Raw genomic sequence first — 16133 nt, forward strand, 5'->3', positions numbered from 1 at the left:
AATTTGATAATGTGAGATGGCAAGACCAAGGCATAGTAATTGCAATAAGAAAATACTGTGACAATCAAGTTATTATTTCAGTACTGACTAAAAAACATGGTTTAAAAAAAGGATTAACAAAATATTATAAAAAAACAATTAATAGACTACAAATTGGAGACTATATTAATGTCACTTGGAGTGCAAGATTAATCAGTAATTTAGGATACTTTAAATACGAACTGATTAAATCTACTATATATTATTATATAACAAACAATCTACAAACATTATGTTTAGCTTTTTTTACATTTATATTAGATCAAGTATTACCAGAAAACGAAGAAAATTACGTTATTTATCACTACTTCGACATTTTTATCAATTCAATACAATCCAAAAACATAAACTGGCAAATAAAGTACCTAAAATTGGAAATGGTACTACTTTCTGAACTTGGATTTGGACTCGATTTATCAAAATGCGCTGTAAATCAAACACAAGAAAGTTTAATATTTATTTCTCCAAAAACTGGAAAAGCAATATCAGAAAACATAGGATTACCTTATAAAAAAAAATTACTACCTCTACCTCAATTACTTTACAATATATACAATGACTATACATACGAATTCTCTAATACAGAATTCAAATTGAGTTTGAATGTATTAGGATACTTTTTCAAAAAACACTTTTTAACAGATAAAAATATAACTTTTTTAAAATATAGGGAAGAAATTATAAAACTACTAGATACAGAGAACTAAAATATTTAAATCATATTATCAAATACATATATTTAGTCATATTTTTAATTTTGTCACATTTTAAGTATATACAAGAATTATATTACTTTATTTTAAGACCTATATAAATGTTCTACACATGCCTCTTTAGCTCTAATTATTAAAAAGAAATGAACCTAATCTTGAAAAAAAATATTTTCACTTTTATTTTTCATTTTTACCTCATAATCAAATTTCTCACACCAATAACATTAAATAGCATCAAACCTATCAAGTAAGTACTACAGTTAGTTTTAGTAAGGAATTATATAACCATGTAATATACCTAGATTTTACAGAATACAAAACTTACAATACTAGCTTCATTTTTTAAGATATATCTCCCTAATATATGACCTATAAATATAACATATCATTCTTATATTCTTTTATTTTTAATGCTTATAAAAAATAAATTAATCACATAAGAACTTTATTAAGAAAATATTTTCCATATTTATATTTTATTATATTTAAATCATTCTAGAACGCTATAAAAGCTATATAGCTATAAAACAGTAAATATACATAAGTTCATATACAATATAATACTTTATTTAAAAATCTAAATTACCCCTTCAATTGAGAAAGAAAAATAATTTTTTATATGTTTACCTTTAATCATGAAATTGAAACTATGATTTAACAAAATATAAGGAAAATAGTTTAACCTCTCATAATGCTATACAATATATCAAATATCAAAAAATTCTTATTACAATCAAATCGACTAAAACTAAGAGCAGAGATTTTTCATTAATAATAAATATGACCTAACTACATGACCTTTCATTCTTATTATAAAAAAGTACACTACCCATTTTAATACTATATATTAAAAATATATTTACAATTACATAATATAATATAAACATATCATAAAATGATGTATTGGTAAGTTATGGATGAATCTCATTCCAGTGGAATAAATGTTTCTGCTTTACAATCCTATCTTCATGAACAACAAAGTGGTGGACATGGAGAAGATGAAGAGACTGTATTTTCTGTTTTTGTATTTCTTGCATGGTTTTATAAAAATGTACCAGGAGTTTGTGATATGACAAGCGGAAATCTATTAGCAGCAGTTACATCATTAGGAATGAACTTAAAAACTGAATTTTCAATAATGTCAGATTCAGGCAAAAACTTCTTTGGATTACCAAAATTATTACCAGATGCACAACCAGGAGGAGCTCCGGCTGATGGAGGAAGTGCTGATGGAGGAGGAGAAGGTTCAGCTACCGGTGGAGAAGCTAGTGATAATGATGCCATATACCATGCTCATCATGATGACCCATATGCTCATGCTGAATACCCTCATGCCGATCAAGAAATAATGCATGCAGCTGGTGGAGGATTTAATAACATTAGCCATGAAGATCATAGCCCACAACATGATCATCACCCTAGCCCTACACCTATCAGTCCATCACATGCAAATCAATACTACCATGACATGTAATGCAGCATGGTTATATTACCCCAGTAAATAGTTATTTATATACTTTATTTAGTATATATACAATTGGTTAGTGTTATAATCCCAACATTAGATGTAGCATTATACAACCAATATATATCATTTATAGGATAGTACTCAGTTTTTTAGTCATTCTATCGTGAATACAATAGTAACATAAGATATACATTTCCAGTAAAGATAACTTAAACAAGTATCTTTTTAATTCATAACTTAAATAATAGCATTTTTATGCTTCTTATTAAAAGATTCACAGATATTTTTCGTTATTTTAAAGCTGTATAAATCTATAATACTTTTATTCATAAAAATACAAACCAGTCAAAATCATATTTGTCATCTAAAACTGATATATATAACCTGATTCTTAACAATATACACAAATACCTATTTATCCATAATACATATACTAAAAACATTTATATAATATTGTCTACGCTAATATCTAAAATTTATACAATACCTATGTTCCAAGAGATTTCTGATCAAAAGAACATACCAATTCTTAATAAATTATATATATAGGATTGTACATATTTACTTAATTAGAATATACTGTTTAATATCACTTTTAGTTTATATAATTATTCAATACTTATATCATAACGAACTACGGATAAAGATATTAATGTAAACGCAACAAATATCATAAGCATCACATATACAGTACACATATTATATAAATATACTAATATCATAACAACAACCAGTAACTAAAATTATAGCTGTTGAAGTAATATTACCATTATGTATCACTATTATATAATAGTTAAAATTATTTATTAGAATTGCATTTATATAATAGAAATACGAAAAAACACATACCTATAGTACTTATACTATTACTGATCAAATATCCATTATGTATAGAAGTATCTCTTACAATACTACATGTATAACTTTCCTATACATAAAACTAAACAATATTCTTAACCCAATTTTCCAATTTATAACAATAATATGTTAGTCATTTACCTAGTATTCTTCAATAGATACAATTTGTACAAATTGACTCTTAGATATATATATAATCAAAAATATAATTAGCATTATAGATACTAAAAATCTTACACAATATAGATACATTATATATGTAATAAACCTATTACATTTGTGCTACATATATTATGCTGATACAGCAATACTTAACGATATAGTAAGCAATAGATAATAAAAAATGTATTGATATTATAAACTAGGATGGTCGGAGTGGAGAGATTTGAACTCCCGACCTCTTGGTCCCAAACCAAGAGCGCTACCAGGCTGCGCTACACTCCGGACGCAAAAGAACATATATAATCCTACCAAGAATATATATTATATCAATAAAATAATTCTTGTTATTAAATAAAAATAATTTATCATTTTATTTTAACTTAGATGGTATAAGTATATATCTATTACAGTCAAAACTGCAAAAGGACGTAAAATTTCTTCTACAAGATGGCTTCATAGACAATTAAATGATCCTTATGTACTTCTAGCTAAAAAGCAACAATATAGATCCAGAGCTGCTTTTAAATTAATAGAAATAGATAATAAGTTTTCCATTTTTAAAAAAGGACAGTATGTACTAGATCTTGGTGCATCACCTGGTGGATGGTCTCAAGTTGCTTCACAGAAAGTATCACATGGTAATAGCTCTTCTGTATTTGCAGTAGATATGCAAGAAATGAGTAGTATTCCTAACGTTATATTTATTCTATGTGATATTGCTAATAAAATAGAATTATTAAATTCTACATTTGATAAAAAAAAGTTTGATGTAGTATTATCAGATATGGCACCAAAAGCTTGTGGCAACAAACAAGTAGATCACGCTAATATAATCAATCTATGTGAAATGTCTTTAGAAATAGCAGTAAAATTTATAAAGCCTAATGGAATCTTTATAACTAAAATTCTACAAGGGGAATATGAAAAAGAATTCTATCAATCAGTAAAATATCATTTTAATTCTGTAAAATATTTTAAACCCAAAGCAAGTAGAAAAGATTCATCAGAAATGTATCTAGTTAGTTTAGGATTTAAAGAAAATTTGGAATATATTTAGAATATATACTACTACTTTAAGATACATAGTAATAAATACAAAGTAAAAACTTTAACAAATTCTTCTTCATTATTTGTAATTTTTTACCTACCATTTGCAGAAAAACTAAACCTACCTACATTGTACATATAATTAATATTCTTTAAACTTTTTTCTGTTTTACCAATAGATGCAACAGCAAGATGTGTACATATAACAGTATGGAATAACATTCATAATCTACACATTGATGTTTCCAGAAATCAATTCTGTCACATTTTATAATTATATCATATATTTATTAATATATAAAAATTTAACTTTTATTAACAAATTATTAGAAATATATTTAAAATATCTATATACTAATATTTTTACTATTAAAATAAAAACCTTAATATGATACAGGTTAAAAGTGTAGCATTTTATGGAATAAACACAATAAATGTTAATGTACAAATACACGTTGCAAAAGGAATACCAGCATTTAATATAGTTGGACTTCCAAATAAAGCAGTTGCTGAATCTCGTGAACGCATTAGAGCTGCTTTACATTCTATTAACTTATCACTACCAACACAAAGAATTACCATAAATTTGTCTCCAGCAGACATCATTAAAGAAGGAAGCCACTATGATCTACCTATCGCAATAGGATTACTAATGACTATTGGTGCAATACCTAAAATCAATAATTTACCATATATCATACTAGGAGAATTATCATTAGATGGATCAATAGTCCCAGTATCTGGAATATTACCAGCTGCTATAAATGCTCGAGAACATAATATAGGGATAATATGTCCATACAATAACGGCTCAGAAGCATCCCTAATTAAAGACATTCCAATACTATCACCTAAACATTTAGTATCATTAATAAAATATTTTAATAATCATGAAACTATACTTCCCCCAATCAATGATATATTTATAGAAGATATAAAATACTTAGATATAAAAGACATAAAAGGTCAACCTATAGCAAAAAGAGCCTTAGAAATTGCTGCTGCTGGAGGTCACAATATGCTAATGATTGGCCCTCCTGGTACTGGAAAATCAATGCTAGCAAAAAGAATTCCAGGAATATTACCTGACTTAATATATGAAGAAATTATTCAAATAAATAGCATTGTAAGTATAACAAAGCAAGAAACAAAATCAATATCAACTACTCGTCCATTTCGTGATCCTCACAGCTCACTATCTATAGCAGCTATGGTAGGAGGAGGAAAATATGCTAAACCAGGAGAAGTTACTTTAGCACATTGTGGTATACTATTTTTAGACGAGTTACCAGAATTTTCAAGATCGGTACTAGAGTCATTAAGGCAACCATTAGAAAATAAAGAAATCCTTATATCAAGAGCAAACATTCAAATAAAATATCCAGCAAACTTCCAGTTAATTGCAGCAATGAACCCATGTAAATGCGGATACTTTGGAGATACATCACAATCTTGTCAAAGAGCACCTAAATGTGCTATCGAATATCAAAATAAAATTTCTGGACCATTACATGATAGAATAGATATACATGTTGAGGTACCAAATATAAACATATTATCTTATAATAATTCTACAATAACAGAAGATTCAAGAACAATCAAAGAACGCGTTACACGTGCAAGAAAAATACAATCAAATCGTTATGGTTCATCTCTTAATAACGCTACAGTATCAGGTAATATCATATTACAATTCTTCACTCCAGATAAATCAGTAATTAAACTTCTAGAGAAAATATCACAAAAAAGGAATATATCTGCTAGAAAATATATAAAAATTATTAGGATTGCTAGAACCATTGCAGATTTATCCTCAGAGGCAATTATATCATATGAACATATTGCTGAATCTTTATCATATGTATAAAAAAATTTAATAAAATTATACAAAGATTAATCTAATATTGATTTATGGTTAATAATTTACTAAAATCAAATATTAATAAATCTTTATATGGTAATAATTATGTTTACAAGTATAGGTCAACCTCATAAAATAAGTTATAAAGGACTTAATATGGCACTAGGAGTTTGTGTTTGTATTTCTAGTATACTTATAAAACTATCAATAATTACTGGTATATCATGTTTTGGTGGTGTTAAAATACCAGGTTTACCAGAATTTTCACCTTTACATTTTTTTGCTGCTATAGCAGGTTTTGCACTAAGTACTGGAATCATTGTACTTTCTTCAATAGGTCAAAATGTTACCAAGCTTGTAGAAGCTAAAATTAACGCTCCAGGATCCATTGTTAATACATCAGAATCAGAATCACAAACTCCACAAGATGATCATGAAATAAATACTAGCTCACCAAGATTACAGAGAACTACTTTAAAATGATTACAAAACAACATCTTATAAAGTAATTGCCACTCATAGGTGTTTATAACATTAAAGTACTTTCTTATTTTACATGATACACTATTATCTAAACAATTATTATGTAGTGTATCATGCGTGTTATCTTAAATACTATTATAGGAAAAATTTGTTATATCTAAGCTATTATTAAGTAAATATTATAAGTATTTTTAACTGTACGTCTTATGCTTGAACTACATAAAGTTATATTAACAGCACTGTTATTAACTCAATAGTAAATTAATTTTTTCGCTAGTTCTATGTATCATAGTTACTTTTTTTGTAGTAATATGCTCTATAAAAAATATTATGTACTTTATCAATAACAAACTGCTAATTATAAAAACTAGCAAAAATGCATTTATAATGATTACATGAGATTAATTAGGTAAGTATAAAATATAAGTAATAAAAGAAAAACAATACCCATCAAATGATAAATATCTCAAAAGAAGTTATGTGACAATAACAACACTAATATTATTAGTATTTTTTAGTGTGTTAACATTCAATGTAGTACAGATATTAAATCAATATTCATGTTAACACAAAAGTAGTAACTTACGAATTAATTTCAAGAACCCAGTAAATAATTTGATATCATAGTTTACTAACATCGGTAATCATAGAAATAACACTCATACAAAACATTTCTATAGCTGAATACTTTCATATATACAATAAGAACAAAAAGAATAATAACATAAACAAAAATATTATTTGATTATATAAAAATAAATATATATGCTACTACATATACAAAAAAGTTAGTAAATTAATATTTAATAAAATTTTCAATATATTGATCACTTACAGTCAATTAAAACACTACTCCATATATAAAAACACAATCTAACACAAAAATATATAACTAATGCTAGTTAAGATATTACTTAAAGATTTTCAATAAATAAATACTATTATAACTATCACAAAAAATACCAACTTCTATATATAATCATATATAGAATAGTAGATAGTTTTTTTTTACTAATATTTCATAAGCATTTATTGTTTCTATTAAAGATTATATAATAATTATTGTGAATATATAGCATATTCCAATAACAATTTTCTAATAAATCATTAAATAAAAATATAGAGTAATATTACTTTACATCTCCTATTGCTGTGTTACACCATAAGGTAAATCACAACCATTTTATGTCAATAATATAAGCAAAATCACCTATTCCAGAAAATGCTATACCTCTAGAAAATTAATAAAAATAACATTAATTATATATTTTTTGATCCTAAATAAACTGATAATTATCTTATGCTTATTTCTAATACAACAATATTACAATGTTTACACAGTACTATTAAATGCATTTTTTATTCTATAGTTAAATTCTGCTCCATATATAAAAAATATACTTAAGATATAGAAAAATAACAAAGAAGCAATAATACTAGCTAAACTACCATATATTATATTCAGTTGATGAAACGTTTTTAAATACCATGTAAAAATTAAGGATGAGCAAGTCCATAAAAAAGTAACCAATACTGCACCTGGTACTACATTTGCCAAATTTTGCTTAACATTTGGTATAATAAAATACAATAAAGTAATAGATACAAATAATACTAACTCACTAACAGCATACTTAAAATACCCAAGATTTTTATTTAACATTTCATAAATTACAGGTAACACAATTATACATATCATAGCAATAGTCATCGCCAAAGTAATAGAAATAAACTGAAATATACTTAACAATCTACGAAAAATATAAGATGGTGGACTAGAAACTCTACATGCTTTATTTAATATAGTCCTTATTCCTTCTACAGCAGATGAAGCAGTCCATATTGTCCCTATTACTGCTAAAGTTAACAAACTATGTGGAGGACCTGAAATTATTTCTTGAATCCTTGGCATTAATCCAGAAATAACCTCACTAGGTATATTATCAGTAATTAATATAATTAACTTATCACTTACACTAATATCATAATAATGTAATAATTGTGCTAAATTGGACATTAATGCCATAAAAAACACTAAAAAAGGAAATACCGATAATAGTATTACAAATGATAAATATCCTGCATGTTCTATACCATCATGTTCTATCATATCAACTACTGCATAATATGAACATTTAAAAATACATCTTATCTTTTTAGCTAACATACCATAACTGCATATAAATACATATTAATCAATTATACCAATAAAGAATATATATGAAATCTTCATCTTTTCAAAATATTAATAATTATATACACTCAAATCTAAAAATATGAATTAAACTATAATGTATTACCACTAACCTAATTTCTTCAATTTAATATCTAAGAATTTTATGAAAGAATTTGAATATCTACAAAATTACATATACACATTAGATAACAATTCATTAATAGGGGATGATGCTGCTATTATTAATTGCACAGAAAACCAACTTGTCGTAACAAAAGACATTTTGATAGAAGAAGTACATTTCCTAAAAAATTGCAAACCAAGGATATTAGCAAAAAAAGCACTTCGATCTAATTTATCAGATATTGCTGCTATGGGAGCAATACCTTATGCATACTGTTTAGGATTAGTATTACCTAATGATATATCTAACAATTGGTGGCAAGATTTTAGCAATAGTTTAAGAGAAGAACACAAAATATTTGACATAATACTACTTGGAGGAGATACAACTTCACATAAAAATAATATAATTATAATAAGTATCACTGCTTTTGGAATAAATCATGGTAATTTATTAAAAAGATCTGGAGCAAAAATTGGAGATTTTATATATGTTAGTGGGACTATTGGAGATGCAGCATTAGGTTTACTTGTTTACCAAAACATTATCAAAAAAAATTATGAAAACTTAAAAAATAAATATGATATACCTCAACCAAGAATTAATTTAGGAATTGACATTAATCAAATTGCATCTTCATGTATAGATATCTCTGACGGATTAATACAAGATATGGAACACATTTGCCATGCATCTAATGTAGGAGCATCCATATACTTAAATAAAATACCATTATCAAATGAAACTAAAGAAATTATTGCTAATACACCTAGATACATTAATTTAGTATTAAGCGGAGGAGATGATTATGAATTAATTTTTACAGCTAATCCCAAATTTTCTGATTTAATAAAAGAAATATCTAAAAAAAATGGAGTTAAAATCACTAAAATAGGAAAAATCACTGAAGGTAATTCTGTAATACTATATGATCACTCAAATAATATAGTAACTTTAGATAATAAAGGCTTTAATCACTTTACCATTTAGATATAAAATACATTATACACAGTATATAAAACAGTAACTATCTATAATTATAGCTTTTAGGTAGCTTAAATATCCAATAAATTAGAATAAAATAATTTTTTAATATATAACTGTATTAATAATGCAATACCCTATTCTTGTATACTCACAATTCATAAAAATTTTTATACATACTCAAGTTAGTATAAACAGAAACATTAGCTAGATGTACTTATATTTAATTTTCCTTAAAATATCAATAATTAAAGTAAATAGTTTACACTTTTATACAAGATAATAAAGTACATTTTCCAATTTACGTAGATATTTTTATAAAGAAAGTATCTTCATAGGTAACAACTCACTATTTCATATCAATGATGTATCATTATCAATCAAAATATAAAAAACTAAAACTATAAATAACATACCTATTATGAAAAAGATAACAAAACACACTGACTAAAAAGTACTATAAACTATCCTTAAAAAATCATTGTCATAAGCAACATTTTATACTAGAAGTTAATAATTATCATTAAATAGAAAAAATTAATAATATTTAATTTATAATAATGCATTGTTATTATCGAGTTAAATATTATGAACTAATAAATAAGATATTTCATAACCAATCCGGAATATAGTTAATATATTCGTCTAAAGTAATAAATACAGCTAATAATAATTAAACAAGATTGTTACAAACAAACATCAATTCAAATTAATACTTATAAAGTATTAAGGAAAGTAAATATTAGAAAATTGCTTTACTTATTAAACCACAACTATATATTACAAATTTACCACTATATAAGTATCATTATATTTTATCATATGCTTTAACAAATACCCTTACTCAAGTAAACAAAAATACTATACAAATAATATTCACTAATTATAATTTTCATTTTTTTTATAAAATATATTGTTCCAAATAGGATTTTTTATTTTTTCCAATAACATCTTATGCTTTACTATTTCTTCTTCACTTACTTTATACAAACGTGGCTCTATATAAGATCTACTTACATCATGCGAGTAATCACTACTTTGAAACATACTACTATTATCTTGAAAATTTAAAGATCTCTGCAATCCCCCCATTAATTGCACATACACTTTTCCTAACAATGTTGCATCTAATAGTGCTCCATGAAACTTTCTATCTTGTAAAGAAATATTAAATCTTTTACATAAAGCATCCAATGTAGAAGACACTCCAGGAAACTTCTTCCTAGCTAAAATAAGAGTATCTACAACCTGAAAATCAGAATTATAGCTCTTTTGAATTTTATCAAGTTCCATTTTTATAAACTTAATATCAAATACAGCGTTATGAATAACCAATACACTATTACCAATAAAGTCTAAAAACTTATCTGCAATTTCTGAAAATTTTGGCTTATCTTTCAACATATCAACAGTAATACCATGAATTTTTGTTGCATAATATGGTATATCACGTTCAGGATTAATATACTCATGAAATACTTTACCTGTAAAAACACGATCTATTAATTCAATACAACCCATTTCTATTATTCTATCTCCACCATCTGCATCTAACCCTGTTGTTTCAGTATCTAATACTATCTCTCTAATTCCATTGTAATAAGACATATGTTTTTAGCTTAATTTAGTTATTAAGTTATTATAAAAACTTAAATATCTAAAGCATAGTAATATAAATCAAAATAAGTGCTACCACTAAATAAAGATACATATTTTATAAAGATTACTCAAATTTAAAATATTCAATATAATTATAATTATTTAATGTGATCACACTAGAAAACATTTATAATCATCTATATAATACTACTTTAGTATGTAAGGAATCCATTAAAGTACTTAAGATAGTTTAAGATATCTAAAGTTTTAAAATTATGTTCTCTCAAATTAAAAAATATTATCTTTCTTAATTTATTATTGAATTTTAATACTTTGTAACTTAATAAGTATCATTAACAGATAAATAATCTATAAACTTAACATAATAAACAAGCATAAGAACATAACTTATTATCAAGAAACTCACTATAAATCTACTATTACTTGCTAATAAAAATTATAAAAAAAGTTATACTAACTCAACGTTAAGAGCATAGTATAACTTTTTTTTTTATTCAATATTATAAAAACATTAAAGATATCACTTAAATGGCTAATTAAAATTCATACTTCATACCCAACAATAGAACATTACCAGCATAAGAACCACTGCTAGTACTTGAAATATTTTTTACATTAAAACGATGATAATTACCAAATACCTTATATTGCCCTTTATACTTACTATTAGCAGATAAATTACAATCTATTCCTATACCAAAATCTTGAAATTCATTACCAAAATTATTACTTCTAAAATAAGAAGTACTTATTGATGCATTATCATAAGTATACTTTGCACCAAGAGTCCAATAATAAGCATTCCCCTTAACATTAATAGGTTGACCAGATTTTCCTAGATATCCGTAAGACGCTGCAACTATTACACTATCATAAGCAACAGATGTACCAACAGCAATACCTGATAAACCATTAAATGGTACAAGAGGTCCCGAATATGAGGATTTTTTCAAAGCTTCAACATCATTAGAAGCATATTCTGCAATAACAGAAGCTTGAAAATCAATACTATCAAAAGAATGACTATAAGATAATCCTGCATTGATTATATTCTTATAATTTGGCCCTAAAAACTTTACCTTACCTGAATCAGCTAACCCCTCCATTTCAACATCTTGTAATGCTATCTTATCACCTAATACAGCAACTATTTCTTCTATTTTCTTATCTGCAGTTTTTTCCTGTAAAGGACCTAGTAGTGGAGGTATTGTTAATTTATCAACTTTATAATCATCACGATCTGCATGTTCAAACAAGCTGGTAGGATATCCTAGAGGAGCATAACTTACAGCAACTTTTAACCCAGCAAAACTAGGGGACTGATAAGATATCCTAAATGGTAAATTATTAATAAAATCTTTACCTCTACCTTGAATACTAAGCAATGCAAGTGATTCACTTCCATTAAATAAACTTTCAGTATATAAACCCGGGAAAACATGGTACACTAAGTTTTTATCCTTATCCAAGATATTTAAATTCTGTACCCACGTAATGCTGTTATCTCCAGACCCTATAGTAAAAGCATCAATCTTCATTATAGAATCAACACCTTCCTGATAACCCATTGATATATTTCCATAAGAAGAATCAATAAATAACTGGGCACCTCTATTATAAGCTTTTACAGTAGGAATAAAATATTTATCCTTTATAGCTGGCACTCCTATTTGCAGACTAGCACCATAAGAAATTCCTAAATTAGGATTTTCACTTACAGACTTTACATTTAAAATACCACTTACTCCTACCCCATGCTTTTGAGATTGATTAACATTATCTGTACACCAAGCATAAGATAATATTTGACCGCCTAGCTCAATCCTATGGTAACCCTTTGCTAATTTACGCAAAACTACACGCTTCATGTCACTATGATTTTTTTTAGTATTAACTGTTATCTTGTTATCATTTGTATTAGCTTTAGCTAAATTATCAACTGCAAATGCATCAACATTATACAAAAAGAGCAAAGAAACAAAAGCTGTAGTCAAAGAAAATTTACACATAAAGATTACCAAATTAATTCATACAACAAATAAACATATTAATAATACTTAATCAAGTATATAAGGTAATGTCAAGAAATAATCTTTATATTATTAATATAGCATATTAATATACAACAATCTATATAAATTTTTTCATAAATAAATTACGATAAAAAGGATGTATATTAAAAAAAAATTATTGTAAAACAAGAAATACTTTAAGATTTATATAAAATTCTAGAAAATAAAATGTATAAATAATTCAAAATGCTAAAAAAATATGAAAGACAAGTATATAGTCATTATTAGAAAAATTATGTTAAGTAAGATAAAACTAAATGCTAATACAGATACTATATAAAATCAATTACAAAATAATACCATACTGACAAGATACAATATAAATAATTATGACTTACGGTAATATAACCTACATTTAGCAATAAATAAGAAAAAATCAGATGAACCTAACACTATTCATCAAAAGTAAATCAACAAAAATAAAAACAACAAATAAATTTTAAAACTCCAGTTTTACACCAACTAAAAATATATTACCAGAACCACTTTTTAATTTTTCACTTTTTTCTCTAGTATTATAACCGAGTTTTTGCAATTCTGTTTGAGCTTGAGCACTATATACAGCAACCTCATGATTATAAACCACCTTATCAGTAATAGCAGTTTGTGAAAAATCATAATAATGATAATTACCAAATAACTTACATTTCATCTTATTTAAGTCTTTTAATAAATTATACTCAAAACCTAAACCTATATCACGTAACACATTACCACTTCTATTGCTTTCAAAATATGCAGCACTAATATAATAAGCATTATACCTATATCCTAAAGCTATATCCCAATAGTAGGTATTAGATCTTTCATATAATGGATATTCTTTATCTTTATAATAGTATTTTTCTACAAAACCAGATTTACCCAAATAACCAGAGGCAGCAGCAAAACTAAAATTACCAGAACTAATCACTGACCCAATAGATAATCCTTGAAGAGAATGACTTTTTGGATAAATATCATAACCTTTTATATTAGAATATAACCTAGGATGAGCATACTCACCTACTATTGCTACATTAAACCTTGCCCCATTACTAAAATCATAATCACAAGCAACACTACCACTTAATATATGCTCATATTTTGCACCAAAAAAAACATTACTACCACCTGGATTTTGAAGCACAGAAGCAAATTGTGGAACACCATTCCCATTTTGGTTCATTTTCATCATCCCACTAGTAACTGGATATACAATACTTTGAGCACTACCAGTATTATTAAATCCACTTTTTAATTCACTAAACTTCTCAAAATTATTGAACTTTTTATCAAAAAGATTGAATTCATAACCTTTAGGTGAATAACTAACCCCGAACCTAAAACCCATATAGCTAGGTGACATATAGGATAACCGCAATGGCAAATTATTCACAAAATCCTTACCTTGTCTATATGGATCATCAAATACTGCATTATCATTGTTTCTAAAAACAGTTTCACTATACAATCCTCCAAAAAAAAGGAACGGATACATCAAATACCCAAGAGAATTTTTCTCCTCAGCTAAAACACCTCTTATATGATGTGTCCAACCATGACTATCATCACCAGCAACTATACTAGATGCATCCAATCTCATAATAGATTCTACACCTTCCTGATATCCTACTGAAAAATCACCATAAGGTGTCGCAGCAAATATTTTCGATCCTCTATTCACAGCTGCTTTTTTCCCAAAATACTTTCCTCGAACATTAGGAACAGCTACTTGAAAATCTACACCATATTTAATACCAGAACTACTTGAACGTATTTCAGCTCCTACACGTAATAAAGCATCATAAGTTATTCCAGATGTATCATAATTAATGGATATATCTTTTACATTACCTTCTAACTTATCTTGTACATTATCTTCTAACTTACCTAATGAACTCCAAATGTAAGATATAGCTTGGCCACTCACTACTGCACGACCTATTGACTTAGGTGCATAACTAATAGAACTATACCTTGTATCTTTTACATTTTGCCATTCAACCCCTACTTTACTAGTTACATCACCCTGACTTTTATCTTGATCATAACTCAACTGATTCCCCTGACTTAATACATCAACTGCAAATGTATTATTTACATATAATACAAAAATAGAAGCCAACGCAGAGGCAACCCAAGTAAATTTCATAAGAACACACCATATCTTAACATAAAGATAAGCTACATGCTAACTATGAAATAATAATAAGTCAAATAATTTCTATAATTTATTTTATTAAGTAACCTTATCCACCTAAGTGATAGAATTAGGAAAAAATACTAAAATGACATGATTAAAAATTTCAAACTAAATTTAATTAAATATACCCTTACAATTAATCAATAAACACTTTATTAAAATATACCATATTTCCATAATACCTTACTTATTCTCAATGTTAAGTAACATCATATCTCTCAAAAAAAATTATATTCTACTTTTATTTTATAACATTAATGCCTCCTTATTAAAAACTTCCAAAACCATCATTTAAAAAAGTAATATTATCAATACTCTTTCAACATTCAATAAAAACATTG

11 protein-coding genes and 1 tRNA gene are annotated in these 16133 nt (G+C 26.1%); 6 read left to right on the forward strand and 6 right to left on the reverse strand.

Annotation, left to right across the window (positions count from 1 at the left end):
• Positions 1-11 precede the first annotated feature (11 nt).
• Complete coding sequence (gene recO / locus ERUM_RS02690) at positions 12-746, forward strand: DNA repair protein RecO (RefSeq protein WP_011155173.1); 735 nt, start codon at positions 12-14, stop codon at positions 744-746.
• A gap of 919 nt (positions 747-1665) precedes the next feature.
• Complete coding sequence (locus tag ERUM_RS02695; protein WP_011155174.1) at positions 1666-2226, forward strand: hypothetical protein; 561 nt, start codon at positions 1666-1668, stop codon at positions 2224-2226.
• Between the two features lie 1219 nt (positions 2227-3445).
• Here ERUM_RS02695 and ERUM_RS02700 read toward each other — a convergent pair.
• Positions 3446-3522 (reverse strand) — tRNA-Pro (locus tag ERUM_RS02700).
• Between the two features lie 151 nt (positions 3523-3673).
• Between ERUM_RS02700 and ERUM_RS02705 the strand changes: the two genes are divergently transcribed.
• The gene (locus tag ERUM_RS02705; protein WP_044148653.1) at positions 3674-4297 is read left to right on the forward strand and encodes an RlmE family RNA methyltransferase; all 624 of its coding nucleotides are present in this window, start codon (positions 3674-3676) and stop codon (positions 4295-4297) included.
• A gap of 83 nt (positions 4298-4380) precedes the next feature.
• Here the strand turns inward: ERUM_RS02705 and ERUM_RS05080 are convergent, their stop codons facing one another.
• A complete protein-coding gene (locus ERUM_RS05080; protein ID WP_011256102.1) occupies positions 4381-4509 on the reverse strand; it encodes a dihydrolipoamide dehydrogenase in 129 nt (42 codons plus the stop codon).
• A gap of 166 nt (positions 4510-4675) precedes the next feature.
• On the opposite strand from ERUM_RS05080, the gene ERUM_RS02710 reads away from it, so the two are divergent.
• Positions 4676-6154 (forward strand): YifB family Mg chelatase-like AAA ATPase, encoded by a 1479-nt coding sequence (locus ERUM_RS02710; protein ID WP_011155175.1) that lies wholly within the window; start codon positions 4676-4678, stop codon positions 6152-6154.
• Between the two features lie 99 nt (positions 6155-6253).
• Complete coding sequence (locus ERUM_RS02715) at positions 6254-6631, forward strand: hypothetical protein (RefSeq protein ID WP_231089442.1); 378 nt, start codon at positions 6254-6256, stop codon at positions 6629-6631.
• Between the two features lie 1333 nt (positions 6632-7964).
• Here the strand turns inward: ERUM_RS02715 and ERUM_RS02720 are convergent.
• A complete protein-coding gene (locus ERUM_RS02720) occupies positions 7965-8798 on the reverse strand; it encodes a YihY/virulence factor BrkB family protein (RefSeq protein ID WP_011155177.1) in 834 nt (277 codons plus the stop codon).
• Between the two features lie 172 nt (positions 8799-8970).
• Between ERUM_RS02720 and thiL the strand changes: the two genes are divergently transcribed.
• Positions 8971-9921, forward strand: coding sequence for a thiamine-phosphate kinase (thiL, locus tag ERUM_RS02725; RefSeq protein ID WP_011155178.1), 951 nt, complete (start codon positions 8971-8973; stop codon positions 9919-9921).
• Positions 9922-10794: 873 nt separating this feature from the next.
• Here thiL and dnaQ read toward each other — a convergent pair.
• The 3 genes from dnaQ to ERUM_RS02740 form a co-directional block, all read right to left on the reverse strand.
• The gene (gene dnaQ / locus ERUM_RS02730) at positions 10795-11523 is read right to left on the reverse strand and encodes a DNA polymerase III subunit epsilon (protein WP_011155179.1); all 729 of its coding nucleotides are present in this window, start codon (positions 11521-11523) and stop codon (positions 10795-10797) included.
• A gap of 548 nt (positions 11524-12071) precedes the next feature.
• Positions 12072-13544, reverse strand: a complete 1473-nt coding sequence (locus tag ERUM_RS02735; RefSeq protein ID WP_011155180.1) for a porin — start codon at positions 13542-13544, stop codon at positions 12072-12074.
• A 502-nt stretch (positions 13545-14046) separates the two neighbouring features.
• Entirely contained in the window at positions 14047-15741 is a 1695-nt protein-coding gene (locus ERUM_RS02740) for a hypothetical protein (protein WP_011155181.1), read from the reverse strand.
• Positions 15742-16133: the final 392 nt, after the last annotated feature.

It is taken from the genome of Ehrlichia ruminantium str. Welgevonden (assembly GCF_000026005.1).
Lineage (GTDB): Bacteria > Pseudomonadota > Alphaproteobacteria > Rickettsiales > Anaplasmataceae > Ehrlichia > Ehrlichia ruminantium.